This window comes from Caulobacter sp. GW456-12-1-14-TSB4, from assembly GCF_059424195.1.
Genome location: NZ_JBWKZF010000037.1, coordinates 1 through 25331, shown reverse-complemented (window position 1 = coordinate 25331; position 25331 = coordinate 1). Strand labels below are relative to the sequence as shown.

Annotated in this window: 23 protein-coding genes and 1 pseudogene; 11 read left to right on the top strand and 13 right to left on the bottom strand. The window is 69.0% G+C overall.

From position 1 onward, the window contains the following. Positions 1–6: 6 nt before the first annotated feature. From AC07YH_RS23890 to manD, 4 genes and pseudogenes are all read right to left on the bottom strand, one after another. Positions 7–141, bottom strand: a pseudogene (locus AC07YH_RS23890) (hypothetical protein); the annotation flags it as partial. Beyond that, positions 138–1211, bottom strand: coding sequence for an acyltransferase family protein (locus AC07YH_RS23885; RefSeq protein WP_494749397.1), 1074 nt, complete (start codon positions 1209–1211; stop codon positions 138–140). The pseudogene AC07YH_RS23890 and the gene AC07YH_RS23885, both read right to left, overlap by 4 nt. A 206-nt stretch (positions 1212–1417) precedes the next feature. Beyond that, positions 1418–2167, bottom strand: coding sequence for a FadR/GntR family transcriptional regulator (locus AC07YH_RS23880; protein WP_494749396.1), 750 nt, complete (start codon positions 2165–2167; stop codon positions 1418–1420). Between the two features lie 153 nt (positions 2168–2320). Beyond that, complete coding sequence (gene manD, locus AC07YH_RS23875) at positions 2321–3532, bottom strand: D-mannonate dehydratase ManD (RefSeq protein WP_494749395.1); 1212 nt, start codon at positions 3530–3532, stop codon at positions 2321–2323. 327 nt (positions 3533–3859) lie between these two features. Between manD and AC07YH_RS23870 the strand changes: the two genes are divergently transcribed. Continuing rightward, positions 3860–5971, top strand: coding sequence for an alpha-glucuronidase family glycosyl hydrolase (locus tag AC07YH_RS23870; RefSeq protein ID WP_494749394.1), 2112 nt, complete (start codon positions 3860–3862; stop codon positions 5969–5971). Between the two features lie 152 nt (positions 5972–6123). On the opposite strand, the gene AC07YH_RS23865 is transcribed toward AC07YH_RS23870, so the two are convergent. Then, complete coding sequence (locus AC07YH_RS23865; protein WP_494749393.1) at positions 6124–6414, bottom strand: GIY-YIG nuclease family protein; 291 nt, start codon at positions 6412–6414, stop codon at positions 6124–6126. 250 nt (positions 6415–6664) lie between these two features. Between AC07YH_RS23865 and AC07YH_RS23860 the strand changes: the two genes are divergently transcribed. Further along, positions 6665–7978: an amidohydrolase gene (locus AC07YH_RS23860; protein ID WP_494749392.1), complete on the top strand. Its 1314-nt coding sequence runs from the start codon at positions 6665–6667 to the stop codon at positions 7976–7978. A 1-nt stretch (position 7979) separates the two neighbouring features. On the opposite strand, the gene AC07YH_RS23855 is transcribed toward AC07YH_RS23860, so the two are convergent. Next, positions 7980–8702: a hypothetical protein gene (locus AC07YH_RS23855; RefSeq protein ID WP_494749391.1), complete on the bottom strand. Its 723-nt coding sequence runs from the start codon at positions 8700–8702 to the stop codon at positions 7980–7982. A gap of 202 nt (positions 8703–8904) precedes the next feature. Between AC07YH_RS23855 and AC07YH_RS23850 the strand changes: the two genes are divergently transcribed. From AC07YH_RS23850 to bamJ, 3 genes are all read left to right on the top strand, one after another. Beyond that, entirely contained in the window at positions 8905–11064 is a 2160-nt protein-coding gene (locus tag AC07YH_RS23850) for a sensor histidine kinase (RefSeq protein ID WP_494749390.1), read from the top strand. Continuing rightward, complete coding sequence (locus AC07YH_RS23845; RefSeq protein WP_494749389.1) at positions 11061–11711, top strand: response regulator; 651 nt, start codon at positions 11061–11063, stop codon at positions 11709–11711. The genes AC07YH_RS23850 and AC07YH_RS23845 overlap by 4 nt, the downstream gene beginning before the upstream one ends. A 255-nt stretch (positions 11712–11966) precedes the next feature. Next, positions 11967–12479 (top strand): BamJ family beta-barrel-assembly machinery protein, encoded by a 513-nt coding sequence (bamJ, locus tag AC07YH_RS23840; RefSeq protein WP_494749388.1) that lies wholly within the window; start codon positions 11967–11969, stop codon positions 12477–12479. 128 nt (positions 12480–12607) lie between these two features. Here the strand turns inward: bamJ and rutA are convergent, their stop codons facing one another. The 4 genes from rutA to rutB all read right to left on the bottom strand — a co-directional run bounded on the left by rutA (position 12608) and on the right by rutB (position 15896). After that, positions 12608–13684: a pyrimidine utilization protein A gene (rutA, locus tag AC07YH_RS23835; RefSeq protein ID WP_494749387.1), complete on the bottom strand. Its 1077-nt coding sequence runs from the start codon at positions 13682–13684 to the stop codon at positions 12608–12610. A 170-nt stretch (positions 13685–13854) separates the two neighbouring features. Beyond that, positions 13855–14655: a pyrimidine utilization protein D gene (rutD, locus tag AC07YH_RS23830; protein WP_494749386.1), complete on the bottom strand. Its 801-nt coding sequence runs from the start codon at positions 14653–14655 to the stop codon at positions 13855–13857. Next, a complete protein-coding gene (gene rutC / locus AC07YH_RS23825) occupies positions 14652–15041 on the bottom strand; it encodes a pyrimidine utilization protein C (protein ID WP_099576025.1) in 390 nt (129 codons plus the stop codon). Before rutC ends, rutD begins: the two co-directional genes overlap by 4 nt. Before the next feature lie 138 nt (positions 15042–15179). Beyond that, a complete protein-coding gene (gene rutB, locus AC07YH_RS23820; RefSeq protein ID WP_494749385.1) occupies positions 15180–15896 on the bottom strand; it encodes a pyrimidine utilization protein B in 717 nt (238 codons plus the stop codon). 109 nt (positions 15897–16005) lie between these two features. Between rutB and rutR the strand changes: the two genes are divergently transcribed. The 4 genes from rutR (at position 16006) to AC07YH_RS23800 (ending at position 20764) form a co-directional block, all read left to right on the top strand. Further along, positions 16006–16749 carry an HTH-type transcriptional regulator RutR gene (gene rutR / locus AC07YH_RS23815; RefSeq protein WP_494749384.1) on the top strand — a complete coding sequence of 248 codons (744 nt, stop codon included), beginning with the start codon at positions 16006–16008 and terminating at the stop codon, positions 16747–16749. Positions 16750–16809: 60 nt separating this feature from the next. Continuing rightward, positions 16810–18492, top strand: a complete 1683-nt coding sequence (locus AC07YH_RS23810) for a sensor histidine kinase (RefSeq protein ID WP_494749383.1) — start codon at positions 16810–16812, stop codon at positions 18490–18492. A gap of 271 nt (positions 18493–18763) precedes the next feature. Beyond that, positions 18764–20359 (top strand): flavin monoamine oxidase family protein, encoded by a 1596-nt coding sequence (locus AC07YH_RS23805; protein WP_494749382.1) that lies wholly within the window; start codon positions 18764–18766, stop codon positions 20357–20359. A gap of 3 nt (positions 20360–20362) precedes the next feature. Further along, a complete protein-coding gene (locus AC07YH_RS23800; RefSeq protein ID WP_494749381.1) occupies positions 20363–20764 on the top strand; it encodes a c-type cytochrome in 402 nt (133 codons plus the stop codon). A gap of 172 nt (positions 20765–20936) precedes the next feature. Here AC07YH_RS23800 and AC07YH_RS23795 read toward each other — a convergent pair whose 3' ends face one another. The 3 genes from AC07YH_RS23795 to AC07YH_RS23785 form a co-directional block, all read right to left on the bottom strand. Next, positions 20937–21401 (bottom strand): SRPBCC family protein, encoded by a 465-nt coding sequence (locus tag AC07YH_RS23795; protein ID WP_494749380.1) that lies wholly within the window; start codon positions 21399–21401, stop codon positions 20937–20939. Next, on the bottom strand, positions 21398–21709 hold the full coding sequence (locus AC07YH_RS23790) for an ArsR/SmtB family transcription factor (RefSeq protein WP_494749413.1): 312 nt from the start codon (positions 21707–21709) through the stop codon (positions 21398–21400). The genes AC07YH_RS23795 and AC07YH_RS23790 overlap by 4 nt, the downstream gene beginning before the upstream one ends. 271 nt (positions 21710–21980) lie before the next feature. Next, positions 21981–23564, bottom strand: coding sequence for an aldehyde dehydrogenase (NADP(+)) (locus AC07YH_RS23785; RefSeq protein ID WP_494749379.1), 1584 nt, complete (start codon positions 23562–23564; stop codon positions 21981–21983). Positions 23565–23681: 117 nt separating this feature from the next. Here AC07YH_RS23785 and AC07YH_RS23780 point away from each other — a divergent pair, with 117 nt between their 5' ends. Together AC07YH_RS23780 and AC07YH_RS23775 are read left to right on the top strand one after the other, a co-directional pair. Further along, positions 23682–24566, top strand: coding sequence for an oxygenase MpaB family protein (locus AC07YH_RS23780; RefSeq protein ID WP_494749378.1), 885 nt, complete (start codon positions 23682–23684; stop codon positions 24564–24566). 192 nt (positions 24567–24758) lie between these two features. Next, positions 24759–25283 (top strand): hypothetical protein, encoded by a 525-nt coding sequence (locus tag AC07YH_RS23775; protein WP_494749377.1) that lies wholly within the window; start codon positions 24759–24761, stop codon positions 25281–25283. Positions 25284–25331: the final 48 nt, after the last annotated feature.

Below are 25331 nucleotides of genomic sequence, written 5' to 3'. Positions count from 1 at the left end.
CCTTTAGGGAGAGGGAGGGGCCCGCCGCGAAGCGGTGGGAGGGTGAGGGGTTACAGCGGTAGCCGGAGTGCCGGCACGCCGTCATGCCTCGTAACCCCTCACCCCAACCCTCTCCCTATGGGAGAGGGGGCTTTGTCTCAGCGCTTGCCCAGCTTCGCGATCCAGTCCCGCGCCGGGCGCTCGAACCCGATCAGCGACAGGTAGGCGATCGGGATCAGCAGGATCACCCACGCCAGGCACCACAACCGCATTGCATCCCCGTTCAGGCCCCACATCCCCAGTCCCACCCAGTTCAGCGCCACCTTCAACGCGATCGGGTGCAGCAGGTAGAGGCTGAAGCTCAGCTGCGCCCACGGGGCCAGGCGCGCGCTCACCCCGCCCTGGACGCCTTGGGCGTCGGCCGCGACGCCGGCCAGGCCGACGGCGTAGATCACGAAGAGCAGGGCGGTGCGCGGCGCGCCGGCGTAGGACGCGGCGAAGAACGCCGCCAGCAGCGCCCACATCACGAAGCGGGCGAACGGCAGCTTGGCCAACACGTCCCGCAACTGGAACGCCAGCATCCCCAGCATGAAGCCGGGCGCGGCGCGGGCGACGCCGAAGTCGTAGGTCCACTGCGAGAAGGTCTCGCCGGTGCGGGACACCCACAGCAGCAGGGCCAGGCTGCCGAACGCCACGAGCGCCGTGGCCCACCAGCCCCGGGCGGTGATCCAGAACAGCAGCGGCAGGGCGATGTACATGCCCATCTCGGCGCTGATCGCCCAGCTGACGAAGTTCCAGGTCTGGGCGTGGCAGGTCCCCCAGGCATGGATGAAGAGGACGTTCTGGGCGATGCAGGTCACATCGTAGCGCGACGGGTCCCGCTCGTTCAGCACCCCGGCCCAGCCGAGGGCGGCGATGGCGACGAACACCAACATGGTCGCCCAGTGCAGGGGGCCGAGGCGCGCGACGCGCTTCTGCAGGAAGTCGCGGTACTTGGCGAAGGTGGTGAGCTTGCCGGTGTAGATCGCGGCCATGACGTAGCCGGAGATCAGGAAGAACAGATCGACGATCAGGCTGAAGCTCTTGATCGTGTCGTCGGCCGGCTGCCAGCGGCCGTCCAGATTGATGAAGCGGTTGAAGTGGAAGATCACGATCATGACCGCGCCCACGATGCGCAGGGCGTCGAGGTGCAGCATCTGGTCGGAGTCGGGTTTGAGGGGCGGCAGCTTCATGGGGAAGCTGTGGCATGGCGCATCCCGTCCGTCACGGGATGATCTCTCCTCCCCCTCTTGGGGGAGGGGGACCGCCGAACGGCGGTGGAGGGGGCCTGCGCAGGCGCTGCTGAGTCATGACCAGCCCCCTCCGTCACGGCGCGCTTCGCGGCCGCGCCACCTCCCCCACGAGGGGGAGGAGAGGAAGGCTCGCCAGCCTTGAGGGTTTAAATCGCCACCCGCTTGGCGATCGCGCTCCGCCGCGCCTTCGTCTCCTGCTGGGCCTTCTGCACGGCTTCCGTCTCGGTCGCGTGCAGCAGGTGGTCGATCACCCGCTCCAGGTGGTCGCGCATCGCCTGCCGCGCCGCCGCCGGGTCGCGCGCCTTCAGCGCGTCCACCACCCGCCGATGCTCGACGATCCGGGGCTCCAGCCCCATGCCGCGCGCGCGCGTCAGGATGTTCCGCGCCAGGGGCGAGCGGTTGCGCCAGTCCCAGAGGTTCTCGATCGTGGCGATGATCGCGCCGTTGCCGGTGGCGCGGGCGATGATCATGTGGAAGTCGCGGTCGGCGTCCTCGCCCCGGATCTCTTCCTCGACATGCATCCGCTCCAGCAGGCCTTCCAGCTCGCCGATCTGCTCGTCGCTGATCGAGGTGGCGGCCAGGGCGGCGGCCTCGCCTTCGAACAGGCGGCGGGCCTCGATCAGCTCGAAGGCGCCGATCTCGAAGTCGATGTCGGCCGACGGGGCCACGGGACGGACATTGCCGGTGACATAGATGCCCAGTCCGTGGCGGGCCTCGATCATGCCCAGCATCTCCAGGGCGATCATGGCCTCGCGCAGGGTCGGACGCGACACGCCGAACTGCTCGGCCAGCTCCCGCTCGGTCGGCAGGCGGTCGCCCAGCTTGTACTGCCCCGCCTCGATGGCGTCGGCCACGGAGTCGGCGATCTTGCGGTAGAGCTTGACGTTGTCTGACATGGCTTCGGGCTTTGGGGAGGCTCGGAAAAACGCGTGGAAGGTGTCGGGGCCGTGCGATTCACTAGCACGGGGATCGGCGCGAATTATCCTACTTTTTCTCCCTCTACGACCACGAGGTCAGGTTTTGCCCTCGCTTATGGCCTGACCTTGCCCTCACCAGTCGTGCATCGAGCCGTCCAGGCGGCGGGCGACCGGCAGATAGGCGCGCTGATAGGGGTATTTCGCCGCCAGATCCTCGTCGATATCGACACCCAGGCCGGGCGCCTCGCCCGGATGCAGCATGCCGTCGCTGAAGGTGTAGCTGTGCGGGAACACCGCGTCCGTCTCGGGCGTGTGGCGCATATATTCCTGGATGCCGAAGTTGGGGATCGACAGGTCGAAGTGCAGGGCCGCGCCCATGCAGACTGGCGAAAGATCCGTGGCCCCGTGGCAGCCGGTCCGCACGTGGTGCAGGTCGGCGAAGCTGGCCAGCTTCTTCAGGTGGGTGATGCCGCCGGCGTGCACGACCGTGGCGCGGATGTAGTCGATCAGCTGTTCCTCGATCAGCTGCTTGCAGTCCCAGATCGAGTTGAAGATCTCGCCGATCGCCAGCGGGGTGGTGGTGTGCTGGCGGATGATCCGGAAGCTCCCCTGGTTCTCGGCGGGGACGGCGTCCTCCATCCAGAACAGGCGGTAGGGCTCCAGGTCCTTGCCCAGGCGCGCGGCCTCGATGGGCGTCAGGCGGTGGTGGACGTCGTGCAGCAGGTGCAGGTCCCAGCCCAGGCGCTCTCGGGCGGCGGCGAACAGGTCCGGGGCGGTGCGCAGATAGCGCTCGGTCGACCAGATGGTCTCCTTGGGCAGGTCGCTGTCGGCCGGCTCGTAGAAGAACTTGTCCTTGGAGACGCCATAGGCCCCCGGCATGCCCGGCACGCCGGTCTGCAGGCGGATGGCCTTGTAGCCCTGGCCGGCATAGTGGGCGGCGTTGTCGAGGGTCTCCTCGATCGTCTCGCCATTGGCGTGGCCATAGACCATGACGCCCGTGCGGCAGGCGCCGCCCAGCAGCTGGTAGACAGGCAGGCCGGCGAGCTTGCCCTTGATGTCCCACAGCGCGGTGTCGACCGCGGCGATGGCGGCCATGGTCACCGGCCCGCGACGCCAGTAGGCGCCCTTGTACAGGTACTGCCAGATGTCCTCGATATTGTGGGCGTCGCGGCCGATCAGGCAGGGGATGACGTGCTGGGACAGATAGGCCTCGACCGCCAGTTCGCGGCCGTTCAGGGTCGCGTCGCCGATGCCGTAGACGCCTTCGTCGGTCACGATCTTCAGGGTCACGAAGTTGCGACCCGGGCAGGTGACGATGGTCTTGGCGGCAATGATCTTGGGCATGGTGGCCTTGGAGGACGCTTTTTCTGCAATCGTTTGGCTGGATCGAAAGACCGAAGGCGCGCCCGGTGCGGGGCGCGGGGTGTCCATCTTCCTCCCTGCCTTACCGGTTTACCGCTACCATGAGGGTTGTCAACCCAGTGGTCTGACCACTATGACGGGGTGACCCGACCTTTTTGGCAGGGTTCAAGTTTCAAATAGGCCGTTCTTCCCGGCGAACGCCGGGACCCAGATCGTAAGGCTGAATTCAGGCCCCTCTTGGCCCCGCACAGCCCTTTCAGCTGGGCCCCGGCGTTCGCCGGGGAAAACGGAAAAAACGGGAGTGGAACGATGCGGCTTCTGGCCTTGGCGCTGGGTCTCATGCTCGTGGCGACGACCGCCCGGGCGGAGGACGGCTACGACCTCTGGCTCCGCTATCGGCCCGTCGAGGCCAGCGCAAAGGCCGCCTATGCCGCCCGCGCCGCCGCCATCGCACCGGTCAAGGACACCCCGACCCTGAAGGTCGCCCGCGCCGAGCTGGACCGCGGCCTCACCGGTCTGGTCGGCAAGCCCGCGACCGCCGCCGCCGGCGCCCGTGATGGCGTCATCCAGCTGACGGTCGAGCCGTCCAAGGACCTCGGCGACGATGGCTATCGCATCCGCACCCAGCTGGTGAGCGGCAAGAAGACCACGACCATCTCGGCCGCCAAGGACGTCGGCGTCCTCTATGGCGTCTACCGTTATCTGGAGCTGATCCAGACCCGCCAAAGCGTCGAGACCCTGGACCTGACCTCGGTCCCCAAGGTCAAGCTGCGCATGCTGAACCACTGGGACAACCTCAATGGCCACGTCGAACGCGGCTATGCCGGGCGCTCGATCTTCGACTGGTGGAAGCTGCCCGGCCATGTCGACCCGCGCATGGTCGACTACGCCCGCGCCAACGCCTCGATCGGCATCAACGGCACTGTCGTGAACAACGTCAACGCCAAGGCCGATAGCCTCACGCCCGCCTATATAGCCAAGCTGGCCGCCCTGGCCGACACCTTCCGGCCCTACGGCATCAAGGTCTATCTATCGGCCCGCTGGTCGGCCCCGATCGAGATCGGCGGCCTGAGGACCGCCGACCCCACCGACCCGGCCGTCGCCGCCTTCTGGAAGGCCAAGGCCGACGAGATCTACAAGGCCGTGCCCGACTTCGGCGGCTTTCTCGTGAAGGCCAATTCCGAGGGCCAGCCTGGTCCGCAGGACTATGGCCGCACCCATGTCGACGGGGCCAACATGCTGGCCGACGCCGTGGGCCCGCACGGCGGCGTCGTGATCTGGCGCGCCTTCGTCTATTCGCACGAGCAGCCCGACGACCGCGCCAAGCAGGGCTATACCGAGTTCAAGGACTTCGACGGCAAGTTCCGCGACAACGTCGCCATCCAGGTCAAGAACGGCGCCATCGACTTCCAGCCGCGCGAGCCGTTCCACCCGCTGTTCGGGGCCATGCCGAAGTCCAACCTGGGCATGGAGTTCCAGATCACCAAGGAATACCTCGGGTTCTCCACACACCTCGTCTATCTGGGCCCGCTGTTCGAAGAGACCCTGAAGGCCGACACCATGACCGAGGGCAAGGGCTCGACCGTGGCCAAGGTGGTGGACGGCTCGCTGGACCATCACAAGCTCACCGTCATGGCCGGCGTGGCCAATATCGGCAGCGACCGCAACTGGTCGGGCTCGAACTTCGACCAGGCCAACTGGTACGCCTTCGGTCGCCTGGCCTGGGACCCGGAAGCCTCGGCCAAGGACATCGCGACCGACTGGACGAAGATGACCTTCGGCGCCGATCCGCGCCTGGTGACGCCGGTCGTGGCCATGATGATGGGCTCGCGCGAGGCGGCGGTGGACTACATGACCCCGCTGGGCCTGCACCACCAGATGGGCCGCAGCCACCACTATGGCCCCGGGCCCTGGGTCGCCGGCGGGCCGCGCGCGGATTGGACCAGCGTCTACTACGCCAAGGCCGGGCCTGACGGCGTCGGCTTCGACCGCACGCCCTCGGGGTCCAACGCCACGGCCCAGTACGCGCCGGAGGTGGCCAAGTGCTTCGCCGACGTGAAGTGCGTCGACGAGAAGGACCTGCTGTGGTTCCACCACCTGCCCTGGGACTACCGCCTGAAGTCCGGCGACACCCTGTGGGACGGGCTGGTCAAGCACTACGGGCGCGGTGTGTCGTACGTAGACGGCATGGAGAAGACGTGGGCGGGCCTGACGCCGTACGTCGACGCCGAGCGCCACAAGGAAGTCGCCGACTACCTGAAGATCCAGCGCGACGAGGCCCAGTGGTGGCGCGACGCGTCGGTGGCGTGGTTCGGCAGCTTCTCGAAGAAGCCGCTGCCGCCGGGCGAGAAGGCGCCGGCGAGGAGCCTGGAATATTACGAGAGCCTGGAGTTCCCGTGGGCGCCGGGGAACGGGCAGTAGCTCTCCTCCCGCCGCACCAACCCTTGTCATCCCGGAAAGCCCGTAGGGCTTGTCCGGGACCCAGGGGCGGCCGGCACGGCGTTCACGCACCCCTGGGTCCCGGACAACGCCTGCGGCGTTTCCGGGATGACAAGGATTAGGGCTGCGGATAGTCAGCAGTTCAACGTCTCGTATAAATCCAGCCACTGCGGGTTCTCCGCCTCGATCAGCCGCAGCTTCCATTTCCGCCGCCAGCGCTTAAGGCGCTTCTCGTGCAGGATCGCCTGATCGATCTCGCCATGCTCGGCGTACCAGACCAACTTCGTGACGTCGTACTTGGTCGTGAAGCCTTTGAGATGCTTTTCGCGATGCTCCCAAATCCGGCGCGAGAGGTCGTTGGTGACCCCGACATAGAGCGTGCCGTTTCGTCCGCTGGCGAGGATGTAGACGAAGTACGAGCGCATCTCGTGATGTAACTATGGGTTGATTTCAAGCTCAACCACCCTCTTGTCGTCTGTCCATCTCTTGTCATCCCGGAAGCCTCGCAGAGGCTGTCCGGGACCCAGGGGGTGAAGGAACGCCGTGCGCGCCGCCCCTGGGTCCCGGACAAGCCCTACGGGCTTTCCGGGATGACAAGCTTTTGGGGAAGCGCGAAGTGGCGGTTAAGTGATCGCGCTTCGTCATTCAGCTGACTCACCACCCTCGGGGCTCCGCATGAAACTCCTCGCCGCCACGGCCACCGCCGCGTTCCTGGCCACAGCCGCTCAAGCCGCGCCCCTCAACGTCCCCGCCACGCTGAAGACCATCGACGCCCAGCTGGACCGCGACTACCCGTCGCTGGAGGCGCTCTACAAGGACATCCACGCCCATCCGGAGCTGGGCTTCCAGGAGGTCGAGACGGCCAAGAAGCTGGCCGCCCAGATGCGCAGCCTCGGCTTCACCGTCACCGAGGGCGTCGGCAAGACCGGGCTCATCGCGGTGTTCAAGAACGGCGACGGCCCCAAGGTGCTGATCCGCACCGAGCTGGACGGCCTGCCGATGCAGGAGCAGTCGGGCCTGCCCTATGCCAGCCAGGCGACGGCGACCTATCGCGACGAGAAGACCTTCACCGCCCACTCGTGCGGCCACGACATCCACATGGCCGCCTGGGTCGGGACGGCGAAACAGCTGGTCGCGATGAAGGCCAAGTGGAAGGGCACGTTGGTCTTCATCGCCCAGCCCTCGGAAGAGACCACCGGCGGCGCGCGGGCCATGCTGGCCGACGGGCTGTTCGACAAGATCGGCGGCAAGCCGGACTACGGCTTCGCTTTGCACGTCGGCAACGGTCCGGCCGGCGAGGTGGCGTGGAAGGCCGGGGTGCTGACCTCGACCTCGGACGGGCTGGACATCACCTTCAACGGTCGCGGCGGCCACGGCTCGATGCCGGCGACCACCATCGATCCGGTGCTGATGGCGGCCCGCTTCGCCGTCGACGTCCAGAGCGTGATCAGCCGTGAGAAGGACCCGTCGGCGTTCGGCGTCGTCACGGTCGGTTCGATCCAGGCGGGCAGCGCCGGCAACATCATCCCCGACAAGGCCCGCGTGCGCGGCACCGTCCGCACCCAGGACGCCGCCGTGCGCGAGAAGGTGCTGGACGGCGTCCAGCGCACCATCAAGGCGGTGGTCGACATGGCCGGCGCCCCGCCCGCCGACGTCAAGATCACCCCCGGCGGTAAGATGGTGGTCAACGACCAGGCCCTGACCGACCGCACGGCGGTGGTGTTCAAGGCCGCGTTCGGCAAGAACGCCGTGGTTCAGGACAAGCCCGGCTCGGCGTCCGAGGACTATTCGGAGTTCGTGCTGGCCGGCGTGCCGTCGGTCTATTTCGGCATCGGCGGCTATGACCCGGCCGAGATCGCCAAGGCCAAGGCGGAGGGCCGCCAGATCCCGTCCAACCACTCGCCGTTCTTCGCCCCCACGCCGCAGCCGACCATCCGGACGGGCGTCGAGGCCATGACCCTGGCGATCCTCAACGTCACGGGGAAGTAGTCTAGCCCACCAGCCTGCGCGCCAGCCCCTGCACGACGGGGCTGGCCGCCAGCAGCGCGTGGACCGGCTGGGCGAGGACGATCAGTCCCACGCCCCACAGATAGGCCGGATGGATGCGGCGGCGCGTGGCCAGGTCGAACAGCGGCCCGACCAGGGCCAGCAGGATCAGCAGGCCGATCGAGGCGGGGATGATGTTGTGCAGCCCCAGGCCCCGCAGCGGGATCAGCCGTCCCAGCGCCGGCCAGGTCAGCAGCACGGTGGCGCACAGCAGCAGCCGCTTGTGCCAGGCGCTCTGCCGTCGCAGCAGGATGGCGGCGACGTAGAGCCCCAGGAACAGGAAGATGTCGGTGACGTCGGCCGCCATCATCTCGGCGGGCGTGAAGAACGGCGGCGTCGCGCCGCGCTTGATGGCCAGGAGGTTGGTGGCCAGGCCCAGCGGGACCATGGCCGCGACCAGGCCGACCGACAGCCAGCCCAGGCGGCGGTGCAGGGCCAGCGAGCGCTTTCCGATCAACCAGGCCTGGACGGCGAACAGCACGATCCAGCCGGTCATGGCCGCGCCGTGCAGGTGCACCCAGAACGGCAGGCCGGGCGGCGCCAGGCTGGACGTGTAGGTGGGGCCAAAACCGCTGGCCACGACCACGGCGACGACGCCGGCCATGATCGTGAAGAACCGCCGGTCCGCGCCCGGGGCCGACCAGCCCTGGAAGTCCACTGTCGTCATGTGTCAGCCCCCGCTGTTGGCCCGAGCCTACACCAATCCGCGAGATTGCATATCGACGTTCCGCCACTTGCGGGCGGTGGTGTTCGGGGCGCCGCAATCCCCCAAACAGGGGGTGTCCCCGTAACGGCGTTCTGTGATGGTTGCGGCCGCGCTTGTCCTGTCTCAAGGTCTGGCGGCGACAATCGTTTTCAGCAAAGGCCGGATGCGCGCCTCTTCACCCACCACCCTGCTGCTCGGCGTCGTCCTGCTGTGCGTGGCGACGGCGCTGATCGGCGTGTGGATGGCGCTGAGCCCGCCGTGGCTGGGCGCGGGCTTCACCGCCAAGCCGGACGGGGCCGTGGTGATCACGCGCTTGACCGCTGGCGGTCCGCTGGACCGCGTCGGGGCCAAGGTCGGCGACCGCCTGGCGGGCGTCGGCGGCGACCGTGCTTCGCCCACCCTGCAGGCCTCCGAGATCGGCGGCCTCCATACTCCCGCCACCCAGACCGCCGCCCGCGAGAAGGACCGCCTGGAGGGCGCCTTCGCCAAGGCCCTCTCGGCCAAGCCGCTGGTGCTGCGCCTGGCCAGGCCGGACGGGAGCCAGCGGGTCGTGACCCTGGACGACCGCGTCCGGCCGCTGTCGAAGCTGGGGGCGGAGTTCTGGGCCAACCTGGCGTTCGGCCTGATCGCCACCCTGATCGTCGGCTGGGTCTGGGCGCTGCGACCGCGCGACCTTTCCACCCAGCTGTTCGGCGTCACCGGCCTGTCGATGCTGGCCTTCACCTTCGGCTGGGCGGTCAATTCCAGCGTCGAGCTGGTGATGGACGGGACCCTGACGGTCGTCGCCCAGCGGCTGAACATGATCGGGGCCGTGGCGTTCGGCGGGGCGATGATCGCCTTCTTCCTGGCCTATCCCAAGCGGGTGACGAAGGCGCCGCTGATGCTGCTGGCGCCGCTGTGGGTGCTGGGCTGGGCGCTGACGCCGCTGTTGCCGGGCAATCCGTCCACGGAGAGCATGGGCCAGGCGATCACCTCGATCGAGATGGCCCTGATCATCGTCGCCATCGGCGTCCAGGCCTTCGCCAGTCGCCGCGACCCCGCCGCCATGGCCGCCACCCGCTGGCTTGGGCTGTCGGTGATCGTCGGGGCCGGGGCCTTCATCGGCAATGTCGCCGTGCCGATCGCGCTGGGGATGCGGCCGTTCCTGGACCCGCGCTTCTCGCTGGGCTTCTTCGTGATCATCTATGTCGGCATGGCCGTAGGCCTGCGCCGCCATCGCCTGTTCGAGCTGGACCAGTGGGCGTTCCGGATCCTGTTCTACATCAGCGCCGGCGCGGCCCTGCTGGCCCTGGACGGCCTGCTGATCACCGCGATGGGGACCAGCCCGCAGGCGGCGCTGGGCGTGTCGCTGCTGGTGGTCGCCTTCGCCTACCTGCCGTTCCGCGACGTGCTGTGGCGGCGGACCCTGGGCCGCAAGACCATGAAGGACCACGAGATGTTCGCCGCCGTGGCCCAGGTCGCCCTGATCCACGACGCCGAGGCCCGCGCGGAGGCGTGGAAGGCGCTGCTGTCCAAGGTCTATGAGCCGCTGGAGATCGGCCCGGGCCAGGCCGCGACGACCAGGGCCGAGATCCTCGACGAGGGCGTGGCGCTGGGCCTGCCCGCCGCCGCCGGGACCACGGCCCTGACCTTGCGCTTCCCATTTCGGGGCCGGGGCCTGTTCGGCGTTCCCCAGGCCCAGCTGGCCGACCAGCTGGTCGGGCTGCTCAGCCAGATCGAGGAAGGCCGCGACGCCTATGCCCGTGGCGTGGTCGAGGAGCGCCTGCGCATCGCCCGCGACCTGCATGACGACGTCGGGGCGCGGCTGCTGTCGGGCCTGCACCGCCAGGACCTCAGCCAGACCCGCGAGGCCATGCGTGGGGCGATCGGCGACCTGCGCTCGATCGTCTCGGGCCTGTCGGGCCACGACCTGCCGCTGGAGGCGGTGCTGGCCGACCTGCGCCACGAGACCTCCGAGCGGCTGGAGGCGGCGGGCCTGGCCCTCGATTGGCCGCCGGTCGAGCTGCGCGATCCGGGCCGCACCGCGCCCTATCGCGTCTACAAGAACCTGACCTCGGCCGTGCGCGAGGTGGTGTCCAACGCCATCCGCCATGCGGGGGCCACGACGGTGGCCGTCACGGTGCACGAGGATGGGGGGCGACTGGAGCTGACCCTCAGCGACGACGGGGTCGGCCTGCCCAGCGCGCCGGGCGGTCGGCGCAGCGGCCTGGCCAACCTTGAGCGCCGCCTGGGCGAGATCGGCGGGGCGGTCGAGATCCCCGAGACGACGCGGGGCACGGTGATCCGCCTCTCCGCGCCCATCGATGCGAGCGCCTCGGCATGACCCTTCCCGCCACCGCCCTCGTCCTGGAAGACCAGGCCGAGACCCGCGAGCACCTGCTGGCGGCGCTGGCCGAAGCCTTTCCCGGCGTGGTGGCGAGGGGCGCGGCCGACCTGGCCGAGGCCCGCTCGTTCCTGTGCGAGGGCGCGCCGGACCTGGCCCTGGTCGACCTGGCCCTTCCGGACGGACGCGGCGTCGACTTCCTGCGGGATCTGGCCGAGCGCTCGGGCGGGGCGACGCGGTCGGTGGTGGTGACCATCTACGCCGACGACGCCCATCTGTTCGACGCCATCGCGGCGGGAGCGGGCGGCTACCTGCTCAAGGACATGGGCCGCGAGGAGCTGGTGCGCTACCTGCGCCGCCTGGAAGCCGGCGAGACCCCGCTGTCGCCGGCCGTGGCCCGGCGGATGCTGGACTATTTCCGGGCTCGCCCCGCCCCGATGGCGGCCGAGCCCGAAGCGGCTTTAACGCCCCGCGAGACCGAGGTCCTACGGCTGATCGGCCGGGGCCTGCGCTCGGGCGAGGCGGCCAAGGTCATGGGCGTCACCGAGCTGACCGTGGCGGGGTATGTGAAGGCGATCTATCGCAAGCTCAACATCTGCTCCCGGGCCGAGGCGGCGCTGGAGGCGCAGAAGCGGGGGTTGGTTTAGGGCTACGCTGCCAAACCCAACAAACCCCCGTCTCCCCGGCGAAGGCCGGGGCCCAGATTCATCCTGAGCGTCTGGGGATGATCCGAGATACGCCGCGTCAGCCAGTCGAGCGCTCGTGGGTTCGATCTGGGCCCCGGCTTTCGCCGGGGAGACGGAGGAGGGGGCGCTCTTCCACCGATCCAATTTTCGCCGCGAAGTTCCGCTCAAGGATCGCTACGGTGTCGCTCACTGACACCAGCGTTCGAAAGACCCTTGATGCGCCTTCTCGCCCCCCTGGCCCTCGCGGCCTTCCTCGCCGCCGGCGCCGCCGGCGCCGCCAACGCCCAGGTCACGCCGTCCGCGCCGCCGCAACTGAACGCCGGCCCGTCGGCCAACGCCCTGGCCGGCAAGGCCTTCCTGGAGAAGAACGCCAAGGCGCCGGGCGTGGTGACCCTGCCGTCGGGTCTGCAATACAAGGTCGTGACCTCGGGCCCGAAAACCGGCCCGTCGCCCAAGGTCGGCGACATCGTCAAGGTGAACTACGAGGGCAAGCTGCTGGACGGCACGGTGTTCGACTCGAGCTTCGCGCGCGGCAAGGCGGCGATCATGCCGGCCGACGGCCTGATCCAGGGCTGGCTGGAAGCCCTGCCGCTGATGAAGGTCGGCGACGAGTGGACGCTGTATATCCCGTCGGAGCTGGGCTACGGCCCGCGCGACATGGGCGAGATCCCGCCCGATAGCGTGCTGGTGTTCCGGCTGCAGCTGATTGGGATGCTGGCGGTCGATTAGGGCGGCGCTGGCCCCTCCACCAGCTTCGCTGGTCCCCCTCCCCCAAGAGGGGGAGGAGAGGGTTTCCCCAGCGGGGGAGGGTAAGGTTCTCCGCCCCGCTTGGGGGCGGACAGACCTGCGTCAGCAGGTCAGGTGGGGGCCTGTGCGGCGCTTCGCGACTTCATCAGCGGCTGGATCTTCTCCCCGAAGTCCTCGACCCCCTTCACGAAGTCGTCGAAGGTCAGCAGCACCCCCGCCGTGCCCGGCACCGCGGCGATCTCGTCCATCATCCGGGCGATGCTCTCATAGCTCCCCACCAGGGTGCCCATGTTCAGGTTCACCGCCGACTCCGGCGCGGCCAGCTGGGTCGTATTGGTCGTCGCCCCGGCCTTGGCGTTGGGCGCGGCCTGGTTGGTCAGCCACGCCAGCGCCTCCTGGTCCGCGCCCTCGCGGTAGGACTGCCACTTGGCCATGGCCTTCTCGTCGGTCTCGTCGGCGATGATCATGAACAGGATGAACGACTGCACGTCGCGGCCGGTCTTCTCCGCCGCCGCCTCCAGCCGCTTGTTCACGCTCGCAAAGGCCGTCGGGGTGTTGGTCCCCTTGCCCAGGGCGAAGCTGTAGTCGGCATATTGCGCGGTGAAGGCCAGGCCCTCGTCGGACGAGCCGGCGCAGATCAGCTTGGTCTCCTTGGGGTGCGGGCTGACCCGGCAGTCGTCCATGGCGAAGTACTTGCCCTTGAAGTCCGAGACCCCGGTCTCCAGCAGCTCCTTCAGCACGGTCGTGTATTCGGCCAGGTAGTTGTAGCGGTCGGTATAGTGCTCTTCGCCTGGCCACAGGCCCATCTGCGAGTACTCGGCCTTCTGCCAGCCGGTGACCAGATTGATGCCGAAGCGGCCCGGGGCGATCGAGTCGATGGTCGAGGCCATGCGCGCCACGATGGCCGGCGGGATGGTCAGGGTGGCGACGGTGGCGAAGATCTTGATCTTCGACGTCACGGCCGCCAGGCCCGACATCAGGGTGAAGCTCTCGAGATTGTGCTCCCAGAACTCGGTCTTGCCCCCGAACCCCCGTAGCTTGATCATCGAGAGCGCGAAGTCGAAGCCGTACTTCTCCGCTTTCTGGGTGATCTCTTTGTTGAGCTCGAAGCTGGGCATGTACTGCGGAGAGTTCTCCGAGATCAGCCAGCCGTTGTTGCCGATGGGGATGAAGACGCCGACCTGCATGTGTGCCCCTTTTCCTTGATCTCTAAATTCCGTTTCCCCGGCGAAAGCCGGGGCCCAGATTCATCCGGGGCGGTTTGGGTTGATCCGAGATGCGCCCCGCCAACTCGCCCGAAGCTCTGGGTTCGATCTGGGCCCCGGCTTTCGCCGGGGAGACGGAAGAGGGATGGCCATCACGCTCCCTCCAGGAACTTCACCAGTCCCTCGTTGAACGTTTCCGGATCTGTCACCGTGAAGCCGTGGCCGCCCCAGGCGAACTGCTGGAGGTCGGCGTTGGGCAGGCGGCCGGCCAGGCGCTGCGAGCAGAGCGGCGGCACCAGCATGTCGTCGGCGCTGGCGCTGATCAGCACGCGGTGGGTGATCTCCTCCAGCCGCGCGTCGACGTCGAAGGCCAGCAGGGCGTTGATCCGCGCCAGCATCACCTCGCGCGGCGGGAAGCCGGCGACGTGATGAGCCTCCTCGGCCTGCAGGCGGGTGTGGTTCCGCGAGATCCAGTCGGCCGGATAGAGGAAGATCGGCTGGGCGTGGACATAGGCCTCCGGGCCCGTGTCGTTCAGCAGGTGGATGCGGGTGTCGAAGCAGCGGCGGATGTGCGGATCGGGCCGGCTCCAGCCGTTGACGACGACCAGCTTGCCGAGGCGGTCGGGGTGGTCGAGGGCCAGTTGCAGCCCGGCATTGCCGCCGGCCGCGTGGCCGACGACGTGGGCCTTGGCGAGCCCGAGCGCGTCCATGACCTTGACCATGTCCTGCGCCATGTGGGCGACGGTGTAGTTGGCGGGCAGCTCGCGGACGCTGCGGCCCGTGCCCCGGTGGTCGTACAGCACCACCGGCCAGCGCTCGGTCAGCGCCTGCATCTGCGGCGCCCAGAACGCGCCGGAGCCACCCAGGCCGGAGGACAGCAGCACCACCTCGCGGCCGGCCACGGGACCGCCGTGCAGCTCGTAGAACAGGCCGTCGACGACGCCGGAGGTCATCGCTTGCCGATGTGCGCCACGGACGCGATCTCGACCACGAAGCCGGGCTTCACCAGGCCGCACTGGATGCAGTAGCGGGCCGGTTTGTCGCCGGGGAAGTACTCGGCATAGACCTTGTTCATCGGCGCGTAGTGGGCCCAGTCGGTCAGGAAGATGTGGTTCATGGTCACGTCCTCCATCGTCCCGCCGGCGGTCTCGATGACCGACTTGATGGTCTCCAGCACCTGGCGGGTCTGGGCCTCGGCGTCGTCGGGGAAGGCGACGTTGTTGTCCTTGTCGAAGGCCAGGGTGCCCGAGACGTAGACGATGCCGTCGGCCAGGGTTCCCGGCGAGAACGGGGCGATCGGGACGCCCGTGCCGGGCGGGGTGATGACGGTCTTGGGCATGGTGCTCTTCCCTTACTTGTCAGGCCCTGCGTCCTTCGAGGCCTGCTTCGCAGGCGCCTCAGGATGAGGAATTCAGTACATGCGGTCCTCATCCTGAGGTGCGCGCTCCTGAGCGCGCCTCGAAGGACGCACCGCGTTTCAGCTGGGCGCCAGCTGCCCGAACGCCCCCTTGAAATCGGCCGTCGTCGAGACCCAGCCGAAGAAGGTCTCGATGTTGAACAGCGCCGCTTTCTGGAGGAACTCCGGCCCCGCCTGGTGGGTGGCGTCCTCCAGCACGGTCCCGAAATATTCGAGCATGAAGCCGTCGCGCAGGGTCGACTCCACGCAGACGTTGGTGGCGATGCCGACGAAGACCAGGTGCCGGATGCCCCGCGCCCGCAGCACGCTGTCCAGCTGGCTGTTGAAGAAGCCGCTGTAGCGCGTCTTGTGCAGCTGGATGTCGCCCGGCTCGGGCTTCAGCTCATCGACCAACTCGTAGTCCCACTGGCCGCGCGCCAGCAGCTTGCCTTGCAGCTCGGGCCTGGCGCGCATGGTCTTCAGGGCGTTGGATTTCCACCAGTTGGGCGAGCCGGGGCCGCCGGCCTCGACGTACTGGTCGTCCCAGCCGTTCTGGAAATAGACCACCTGGATGCCGGCCGAGCGGGCCACGGCCAGCACGCCCTTGATCTCCTGGATGACCTTGGCCGCGCCCGAGATGTCGAAGCCGGCGAGATCGAGATACCCGCCCGGCGAGGCGTAGGCATTCTGCATGTCGATGACGATCACGGCCGTCGTCTTGGGATCGACCGGGATCGGTTCGGGCCGCGCGGGCAGCATGATCGCATCGGGCGACAGCGGGGTGATCCGAGAGCTCATCGACGCGGCTCCTTGTGATTTCCAGACGGCATGGAATACCATTCGGAAGAACGTTGCAATCCGAACCATTCGGTCCATGTTTGACCAAATGGTCCAAGTTCGAGATCGCATGACCGACCCCGCCGCCAAGACCGTCAAGCCGCCGCGCGGGCTCGCCGCCAAACCGGCTTCCGGCGCCCGCAAGCTGGTCAAGGCCGCCCAAGCCTTGAGCGACATCAAGGCGGCGCAACCTCCGAAAGGGCCACGGGCGAAAGCCGGCGAGGCCCGCAAGGCCGTGATCCTGAAAGCCGCCCTGGGCGTCTTCGCGCGCCTGGGCGTGGACGGGGCCAGCGTCGAGGCCATCGCCCAGGCGGCCGGGATCTCCAAGGCCAACCTGCTCTACTACCACCCGACCAAGGAGGCCCTGTACGTGGCGGTGCTGGAGCAGGGGCTGTCGCTGTGGCTGGCGCCGCTGTCCCGCTTCACCGAGGGCGACGACCCGGCGCAGGCCATCGCCGCCCTGATCGACGCCAAGCTGGTGCTCAGCCGCGATCACCCCGAGATCTCGCGCCTGTTCGCCCTGGAGATGCTGCGCGGCGCGCCGCTGCTCAAGCCCGTTCTGGCGGGGCCTCTGAAGGCGGTGTTCGACGCCAAGGTCGCGGTGATCCAGGCCTGGATCGACGCCGGAAGGCTATGCCGGGTCGATCCGTCGCACCTGATCTTCGCGGTCTGGGCCCTGACCCAGCACTATGCCGATTTCGCCGTCCAGGTGCGGGCCCTGACCGGCGGCAAGACCTTGTCGGACAAGGCGTTCATGGACGAGACCCGCGCCGCCCTGACGGCCCTGATCCTTGATGGGGTAAGGATTCGTTAGCCATGCGCTGCGGCGCCGCGTCACCTGTCGGGGAACGCCGTTCGCCTACAGGGTGAGTGCATGGTTCGGCTCTCGTCCCTCCTTCCGCTGTCCTCCAAGGACCCCGATGCGCGGCCCCTGCGGCTGATCCTCGGCATCGTCGGCGCGGCCGCCGTGCTGGTGGTCGTGTCGATCCTGGGCAGCGTGGCCCTGATGCTGCTGGCCGCCCGTTCGGTGGACCGCACCGACACCGCCGACGACACCATCCTGGTGCGCCACACCCTGGAGCGCAGCCTCAACCGCCTGGAGCGCGAGGCGACCTCGGCCACGGTCTGGGACCTGGCCTATGCGGCCATGGACTGGAACCCCGACCCGGCCTGGGCCGACACCAACCTCGCCAACTATTATCGCAGCCAGTTCGGCCACGACGTGACCTTCGTCATGCGGTCGGGCCAGGTGGTCTACGCCTCCAAGCTGGGCAAGCGCGTCGCGCCGGCGGCGCTGGGCGACTTCCCGACCCTGGCCGCCCGCATCGCCGCCGACATCGCCGCCGAGGCGCGCGTCGCCCGCCGCGCCGGCAAGGTCAGCACCGCCGGCGAGGTCACCCGCACCGGCCTGCTGCGCGTGGACGGCGCCACCTACATGGTCGCCTTCGCCGCCGTCGCGCCCGAGAGCGTCCGCGGCGCCCTGGCCTATAACGGCCCGCCCGCCGTGGTCGTCACCGCCCGCCGCCTCGACAGCGTCTTCGTCCACGGCGTGGCCGACGACCTGGGCCTGAAGGGCCTGACCTTCCTGGCCCATCCAGGCGACCGCGAGCCGCACGTGCCCCTGCTGGGCATGGACGGCCAGACCGCCGGCGCCCTGGTCTGGGACGCCGAGAATCCCGGCCTGTCGCTGCTGAAGGGCCTGGCCCCGTGGATCGTCGCCGGCTTCGTCGTGCTGGCCGCCGCCGGCGCCGTCCTGACCCGCCGGGTGCTGGAGGCCCTGCGCAAGCTGGAGGCCGGGCGCCTGGACCTGATCGCCGCCAAGGAAGAGGCCGAGGCCGCCAACGCCGCCAAGACCCGCTTCCTGGCCAATATGAGCCACGAGGTCCGCACCCCGCTGAACGGCGTGCTGGGCATGGCCCAGGTCATGGCCGTCGACACCCTGAGCGAGACCCAAGGCCGCCGCCTGCAGATCCTGCAGGAGTCCGGCCAGTCGCTGCTGGCCCTGCTGAACAGCATCCTGGACATCGCCCGGCTCGAGACCGGCGCCGTGCGCCTGCGGGCCGAGCCCTTCGACCTGGCCGGCCTGGTCGAGGCCTCGTGCGCGGCCTTCTCCGGCGCGGCCATGGCCAAGGACCTGGCGCTGACCGCCGACATCGCCCCCGAGCTGCGCGGCCGCTGGGTCGGCGACCCGATGCGCCTGCGCCAGGTGCTGGGCAACCTGGTCGCCAACGCGGTGAAGTTCACCGACGAGGGCCGGATCACCGTCCGCGTCCGTCCGTCGGGCAAGGGCCTGCGAGTCGAGGTCGAGGACACGGGTCTGGGCATCGCCGCCGAGCACCTGCCCGAGCTGTTCAAGACCTTCTCCCAGGTCGACACCTCGCTGACTCGCGCCCATGACGGGGCCGGCCTGGGCCTGTCGATCTGCCGCGAGCTGGTCGAGCTGATGGGCGGAACCATCGGCGTGCACTCGACGCCGGGGCAGGGGTCCAGCTTCCACTTCGTCGTGCCGCTGATGCAGGCGATGGTCGAGCGGCCGGCGCTGCGGGTGGTGCGGTAGGGCCGAGCGTGATCCTCGTCCTTCGACAAGCTCAGGATGAGGATCAAGGCCGGTTCAGTAGAAACCTCATCCTGAGCTTGTCGAAGGACGAGGTTTCGGTTCCGCCGCCTGCACAGTTCCCGCGCAGCCACTTCGTCAGGGCGCCGATAAATCGGAGCCTTTGACGCCACGTCACGCCCAGCCGCCCCCTAACCCTCGCCGTCTCGCCGACCGCTGTTAGCCCTTACGCACACCGTCCATCGCGACGGTTCTGTCGGGGACGGGCTTTCCAATGGAATCCGGAGTAAGGGCGCCAACCAGGCGTCAGCTTCTATCGGCCATCGCCAAGGTCGGCGGCACGGCCGCGCTGTACCAGGCCATGACCACGCTGGGCCACGCGGCCGAGACCCAGTTCCATGGGCCGCCCAACCTGCAGGGCGCGCGGCCGGGCGCCAGCGTCATCGTGCTGGGCGCGGGCCTGGCCGGGATGCTGGCGGCGTTCGAGCTGACCAAGGCCGGCTACAAGGTCCAGATCCTGGAATTCCAGAACCGCGCCGGCGGCCGCAACTGGTCGCTGCGGGGCGGAGACACCTACACCGAACTCGGCGGCGCGACCCAGAAGGTCGGCTTCGCCAGCGGCAACTACCTCAACCCCGGCCCCTGGCGCATCCCGCACCATCACCGGACCCTGCTGCACTACTGCAAGCAGTTCGGCGTGGCCCTGGAGCCGTTCATCCAGTTCAACCACTCCGGCTGGGTGCACTCGTCCCAGGCCTTCGGCGGCAAGCCGGTGCGCTTCAACACCGCCGCCGCCGACTTCGAGGGCAATATCGCCGAGCTGCTGGCCAAGTCGGTCAACGCCAAGGCGCTGGACGACACCGTCACGGCCGAGGATCGCGACAAGCTGCTGGAGGCCCTGAAGGGCTGGGGCATGCTGGACAACGACTACAAGTATTCGGCGTCCCTGAAGGCCTCCAGCCATCGCGGCTTCGAGCGGCCCGGCGGCGGCGGGGTGAACGGCGCGCCGATCCCGTCCAAGGACCTCAACAGCCTGCACGACGTGCTGGACCCGCAGGTCTGGACCTCGATGGCCTTCTTCATGGGCAGCGAGATGCAGACCACCATGTTCCAGCCGGTGGGCGGCATGGACATGATCGGCAAGGCCTTCGCCAAACAGGTCGAGAGCCTGATCACCTATGGCGCCAAGGTCAGCAAGATCGCCCAGGACGACAAGGGTGTGGTGGTCAGCTGGACCGATGTGGCCACCGGCAAGGCCTCGGACGCCAAGGCCGACTGGTGCGTCTGTACGATCCCGCTGGGCATCCTGGGCCAGATGGACCTGCAGGTCACCGACGAGATGATGGCCGCCATCAAGGCCGTCCCGTACTCCGGCCAGGTCAAGATCGGCCTGGAGATGAAGCGCCGCTTCTGGGAGGAGGACGACTACATCTACGGCGGCCACAGCTTCACCGACCAGGAGATCGGGCTGATCTCGTATCCGAACAACAACATGTTCGGGAACGGGCCGGCGGTGCTGCTGGGGGCGTTCGCCCGCGACCTGGGCGCCTTCCGCCTGGCCGGCATGACGCCCGACCAGCGGATCGAGGCGGCGTTGGCGCAAGGGTCCGTGCTGCACCCGGCCAGCTACCGCAAGGAGTTCTCCAACGGCGCCTCGGTGGCCTGGAGCCGCGTGCCCTGGACGCTGGGCTGCTGCGCCCGCTGGAACGAGGACACCCGCAAGGAGCACTACCAGACCCTGGTCGGCATGGACCGCCGGATCGTGCTGGCCGGCGAGCACGCCTCCTATGTCGGCTGCTGGATGGAGGGGGCGCTGCTCTCGTCCATCGACGCCATCACCCGTCTGCACAAGCGCGCGCTGGAGGCCTAGAGGATGAAGCGGTTTGTTCTAGTGGCCGCGCTGATGGCGGCTTTCCCGGCGGCGGCGCAGGACGGCGCCGGCGGCGTGGTGCGGGTGCAGAAGCCGGTGACCGGCGAGCAGGTCTATGGCGCGGTCTGCCAGGCCTGCCACATGGCCGACGCCAAGGGCGCGAGCGGGGCGGGGACGATCCCGGCCCTGGCGTCGAACCCCAGGCTGGCCGGCGCGGCCTATCCGATCATGGTGGTGACGGGCGGCAAGGGGGCGATGCCGGGGTTCAGCGGCGTGCTGTCCAACGCCCAGATGGCCGAGGCGGTGACCTATGTGCGGACCCACTTCGGCAATGCCTACGCCAAGCCGGTGACGGAGGCGGACGTGGCCAAGATCGCCAAGCCACCGCCCGCGGCGTCGCACTAGAGCGAGGGGCCGATCCGGAGATAATTCTCCTCCCCCTCTTGGGGGAGGGGGACCGCCGAACGGCGGTGGAGGGGGACAGCGCCGGCGCCATTCAGGCCGCACAAGCCCCCTCCGTCTCGCCGCGCTTCGCGGCGATCCACCTCCCCCAAACGGGGAGGAGAAAGAGCGCCGCCTATTCCGCCGCTTCCACCACCCCCGCGATCGCATCCAGCTGCCACGCGATCCCGTGCTCGCGCCCCTCGGCCGAGTAGTACCCGTCCAGGAACGCCCCGACCTCGGTCACCACCAGCCGCGTCCCGGCGCCTTCAGGCCGGAACTCCAGGGTCGCCACGGACGCCGAAGCCAGCGGCTCCCCGTGGTGCATCCAGTACGTATAGACGATCCGCTCGTTCGGGATGATTTCCAGGTAGCGGTTGTAGAACCGGTGCTTCGGCTCGCTCGGCGGGCCGCCGATGCTGTGTTCCTCGCCGCCGACGCGGAAGTCGTACTTCTGGTCCGGCGGACCCCATTCGTCGGGGCCCTTGAACCACAGCTTCTTCTTCTCCGGATCGGCGAAGGCGGCGAACACCCGGGCGGGCGCGGCGGCGTAGGTCCGCTCGACGGTGAAGGTGGCGTGGATGACGTTGCGGTCGGTCATTTCTGCGTTTCCTCGTCCTCGGCGGCCAGGAACGCGCCCAGCCGGTCGAGGCGCTGCTCCCACTGGGTGCGCCTCTGGTTGATCCATTGTTCGGCCAGGCTCAGCACGTCGGGATTGATCCGGCAGGTGCGCACCCGCCCGACCTTCTCCGACGCCACGATCCCGCCGGCCTCCAGCATGGCCAGGTGCTGCATGACCGCCGGCAGCGACATGTCCAGCGGCCGCGCCAGCTCACTCACCGAGGCGGGGCCTTGGGCGAGACGCTCGACCATGCTCCGCCGCGCGGGGTCCGCGAGGGCCTGGAACATGAGGTCGAGCGAGGGCTGTTGGTTAGGCATGGGGTTAAGTATCGGGGTGTGGAGAGATAGTCAAGTAAATGCCTAACTATCCAGCCAAACAAAAAGCCCCCTGAGGCAGGAGGCTCTCCTCCCCCTTCATGGGGGAGGTGGCGCGGCCGCGAAGCGCGCCGTGACGGAGGGGGCTGGTGCGGCCTAAACCGGCGCGGCGCAGGCCCCCTCCACCGCCGTTCGGCGGTCCCCCTCCCCCAAGAGGGGGAGGAGAGATTAGTCCCCGGCCGCCCTAGGCCAGCGTCACCTTGCCATCGACCCGGCGAGCGATGCCCAGCGGGTTCTCGGTCCGCAGCTCGGCCGGCAGCAGGGCTTCCGGCAGGTTCTGATAGCTGACCGGGCGCAGGAAGCGCGCGATCGCCAGCGTCCCGACCGAGGTCGCCTTGGCGTCGCTGGTCGCCGGGAACGGACCGCCGTGGACCATGGCGTTGGCCACTTCCACGCCGGTGCCGAAGCCGTTGACCAGGATGCGGCCGGCCTTCAGCTCCAGGGCCGGCAGCAGGGCGCCGGCGATGGCGTGGTCGGCCTCTTCCAGGTGGATGGCGATGGTCAGCTGGCCTTCCAGGGCGTCGATGACCTTGGCCAGCTCGGCCTGGTCGGCGGCGCGGACCACCACCGACGCGGCGCCGAACACCTCCTCGTGCAGGTGCGGATTGGCCAGGAAGTCGGCGGCCTTGACACTGAACAGGCCCGCGCGGCCGGTGTGGCTGCCGTCGGCGCCCGGCAGGCCGCGCGCCACGGTGGTGACCGCCTTGTCCTCCGACAGGGCCGAGACCCCATGCGCGAAGGCCTGGCAGATGCCGGGCGTCAGCATGACGGCGGCCGGGGCGGCTTCCACCACCTTGCCGGCGGCGGCGACGAAGGCGTCCAGCTCCGGACCGTCGATGGCCAGGACGAGGCCCGGATTGGTGCAGAACTGGCCCGCGCCCAGGGTCAGGGCGGCCACGAAGTCGGGAGCGATCTTCTCGCCGCGGACTTTAAGGGCTTCCGGCAGCAGGATGACCGGGTTGATGCTGCTCATCTCGGCATAGAACGGGATCGGCTCGGGCCGGCCCTGCGCGACGGCGGCCAGGGCCAGACCGCCCCGGCGCGAGCCGGTGAAGCCGGCGGCCTTGACGCGCGGATCGGCGACCAGGGCCACGCCCATCTCATAGCCGCTGTCGTGGATCATCGAGAACACGCCCGGGTGCAGGCCCAGCTTGGCGACGGCGGCCTGGATGGCGCGGCCGACCAGCTCCGAGGTCCCCGGATGGGCCGGGTGGGCCTTGACGATGACCGGGCAACCGGCCGCCAGGGCCGAGGCGGTGTCGCCGCCGGCCACCGAGAAGGCCAGCGGGAAGTTGCTGGCGCCGAACACGGCCACCGGGCCCAGCGGCACGTTGCGCAGGCGCAGGTCGGGACGCGGCAGCGGCTTGCGGTCCGGCATGGCCGGGTCGATGCGGGCTTCCAGGAAGCCGCCGTCGCGCAGCACGCTGGCGAACAGGCGCAGCTGGCCGGTCGTGCGACCGCGTTCGCCTTCCAGGCGCGGGCGGGGCAGGCCGGTCTCGGCCATGACGCGGACGATCAGGTCGTCGCCGATCGCCTCGATCTCTTCGGCGATGGCTTCGAGGAACGCCGCGCGGGTCTCGTAGGGCAGGGACCGGTACGGGCCGAAGGCCTCGGCCGCCAGCGCCGCCGCCGCGTCGATATCGGCCTTGGTCGCGCCGCCGAACGCGGGCTCCAGGATCTCGCCGGTCGCGGGGTTGATCCCCTTGATCTCGCCGTGGGTTCCCTTGCGGCTCTCGCCGCCGATCAGAAGCTCGCCCGTCAGATGCACGTTCGTCGTCCTTCAAGTTCCAGTCCGGCCATATGGGCGCGGTACCATGACAAGTCCAATGCGTTTGCCGGATCGGTGCGGTGTAGGCTGCGCATCGTCCACAGGAAGGTCGTCGCCATGCAGCTCCTGACCCGCGCCGTGCGCGACTTCACGGCGGTTCCGGGCGGCCCGCGCGTGGACTTCGGCCAGCCGCCCGGCGAGCCGGCCCTGGCCGCGCCCGACTCGGTGTCGTGGCGGGTGTTCAAGAACCCGGTCGCCCTGTTCGTCGGCGGGGTGACGGCCGTGATCCTGGAACTGGCCGAGCCGCGCGTGCGTACCGGCGTGTGGGAGCATTCCAGCTTCCGGACGGACCCGCTGGGCCGGCTGAAGCGCACGGGCCTGGCGGCCATGGTCACGGTCTATGGCGCGCGGTCGGTGGCCGAGGCGATGATCGCCGGCGTCGGCCGCCAGCACGCCCGGGTCGGCGGGGTGACGCCGGGCGGAGTGGCCTATCGCGCCGACGAGGTCGAGTTGCTGGACTGGGTGCAGGCCACGGCCAGTTTCGGGTTCCTGAACGCCTATCACGGGCTGGTCCAGCCGCTGTCGGCGCAGGATCGCGACCGGTTCTACGCCGAGGCGGCCCCGGCCGCGCGGCTCTACGGCGCGGTTGGCGCGCCGGGATCGGAGGCCGCGTGGGAGGCCCGGCTGGCGGCGATGCTGCCCAGGCTGGAGCGCTCGGACATCGTGCTGGAGTTCCTGGACCTGATGCGCGGCGTGAAGGTGGCGGGACCGCTGAGCCGCCTGCAGCATCCGCTGATCCGGGCGGCGGTGGGACTCACGCCGGAGCCGGTGCGGGCGGTGCTGGGGCTGGGCGGCGAGTGGCTGCCGAGACCGCTGGAGCTGCCGGTGATCCGGGCTGCGGCGCGGCTGGCGGACCGCACGCCGATCCCGGGCGCGCCGCCTTATGAGGCGTGCGTGCGGATGGGGCTGCCAGGTGGGTGGCTGTATCGGCGGACTCAGTAGGACCCCCCCACCTGACCTGCTCCGCAGGTCTGTCCGCCCCCAAAGGGGTGGCGGAGAGGGCAAGCCTCGCCCTCGAGCATACTTCTCTCCTCCCCCTCTTGGGGGAGGGGGACCGCCGAACGGCGGTGGAGGGGGCCTGCGCCGCCTCCCGGAGCCCCGACCACGGGGATTGAGCGGCCTGTATCCCCGGCGTTGGCTGAGCAGAACCTCACCAAATCAACCACTTACCACTTTTATGGCCTGCTCAATCATCCGCGCCCGCTGGCGCCGTACCTTTGTGTCATGGCCGGAAGAAGCGACGAGACGCAGGGCTGGGGCGAGACGCACCAGCGCACGCTCATGGGTCTGGTGGACGTCCAGATCGAACGCCTGAAACGCTCCACCGACCTCGCCGAGATCGCCGAGGTCGAGAAGATCACCAAGGCTTACGGAACCGTCGCCCGCACCGTGAAGGCGGTGGAGGCGATCGTTCCCGAGCCGAAAGCCAAGCCGGTCGCCAAGGCGGCCGATGACGACGAGGCCCCCATGCATGACGGCATTCCCGACGACCCCGAAGAGCTTCGCGCCGCTCTGGCCGAACGCTTCGCTCACGTGGCCGACCTCATCGAACAGAAGCGGCGCGAAGCTCTGGACGGAAGAGGAGATATTGGCTCTGCAACGGCTGCTCAGCGCGATGCTGGCGCGTCCGCTGAAGCATCAGCAGAGCCCGGACCATGAGGTCTGGACCACCTGGCTGATGCTGGGCGGGCGCGGGGCGGGAAAGAC

Coding starts and splice junctions, on each gene's coding strand:
- rutC (WP_099576025.1), bottom strand. CDS start 15,041: ATGCCCAAGACCGTCATCACCCCGCCCGGCACGGGCGTCCCGATCGCC.
- rutA (WP_494749387.1), bottom strand. CDS start 13,684: ATGCAGGTCGGCGTCTTCATCCCCATCGGCAACAACGGCTGGCTGATC.
- manD (WP_494749395.1), bottom strand. CDS start 3,532: ATGCCCAAGATCATTGCCGCCAAGACCATCGTCACCTGCCCGGGTCGC.
- rutD (WP_494749386.1), bottom strand. CDS start 14,655: ATGACCTCCGGCGTCGTCGACGGCCTGTTCTACGAGCTGCACGGCGGT.
- AC07YH_RS23845 (WP_494749389.1), top strand. CDS start 11,061: ATGACCCTTCCCGCCACCGCCCTCGTCCTGGAAGACCAGGCCGAGACC.
- AC07YH_RS23850 (WP_494749390.1), top strand. CDS start 8,905: ATGCGCGCCTCTTCACCCACCACCCTGCTGCTCGGCGTCGTCCTGCTG.
- AC07YH_RS23810 (WP_494749383.1), top strand. CDS start 16,810: ATGGTTCGGCTCTCGTCCCTCCTTCCGCTGTCCTCCAAGGACCCCGAT.
- AC07YH_RS23780 (WP_494749378.1), top strand. CDS start 23,682: ATGCAGCTCCTGACCCGCGCCGTGCGCGACTTCACGGCGGTTCCGGGC.
- AC07YH_RS23800 (WP_494749381.1), top strand. CDS start 20,363: ATGAAGCGGTTTGTTCTAGTGGCCGCGCTGATGGCGGCTTTCCCGGCG.
- AC07YH_RS23885 (WP_494749397.1), bottom strand. CDS start 1,211: ATGAAGCTGCCGCCCCTCAAACCCGACTCCGACCAGATGCTGCACCTC.
- AC07YH_RS23805 (WP_494749382.1), top strand. CDS start 18,764: ATGGAATCCGGAGTAAGGGCGCCAACCAGGCGTCAGCTTCTATCGGCC.
- AC07YH_RS23870 (WP_494749394.1), top strand. CDS start 3,860: ATGCGGCTTCTGGCCTTGGCGCTGGGTCTCATGCTCGTGGCGACGACC.
- rutB (WP_494749385.1), bottom strand. CDS start 15,896: ATGAGCTCTCGGATCACCCCGCTGTCGCCCGATGCGATCATGCTGCCC.
- bamJ (WP_494749388.1), top strand. CDS start 11,967: ATGCGCCTTCTCGCCCCCCTGGCCCTCGCGGCCTTCCTCGCCGCCGGC.
- AC07YH_RS23880 (WP_494749396.1), bottom strand. CDS start 2,167: ATGTCAGACAACGTCAAGCTCTACCGCAAGATCGCCGACTCCGTGGCC.
- AC07YH_RS23860 (WP_494749392.1), top strand. CDS start 6,665: ATGAAACTCCTCGCCGCCACGGCCACCGCCGCGTTCCTGGCCACAGCC.
- AC07YH_RS23790 (WP_494749413.1), bottom strand. CDS start 21,709: ATGTTCCAGGCCCTCGCGGACCCCGCGCGGCGGAGCATGGTCGAGCGT.
- AC07YH_RS23865 (WP_494749393.1), bottom strand. CDS start 6,414: ATGCGCTCGTACTTCGTCTACATCCTCGCCAGCGGACGAAACGGCACG.
- rutR (WP_494749384.1), top strand. CDS start 16,006: ATGACCGACCCCGCCGCCAAGACCGTCAAGCCGCCGCGCGGGCTCGCC.
- AC07YH_RS23855 (WP_494749391.1), bottom strand. CDS start 8,702: ATGACGACAGTGGACTTCCAGGGCTGGTCGGCCCCGGGCGCGGACCGG.
- AC07YH_RS23795 (WP_494749380.1), bottom strand. CDS start 21,401: ATGACCGACCGCAACGTCATCCACGCCACCTTCACCGTCGAGCGGACC.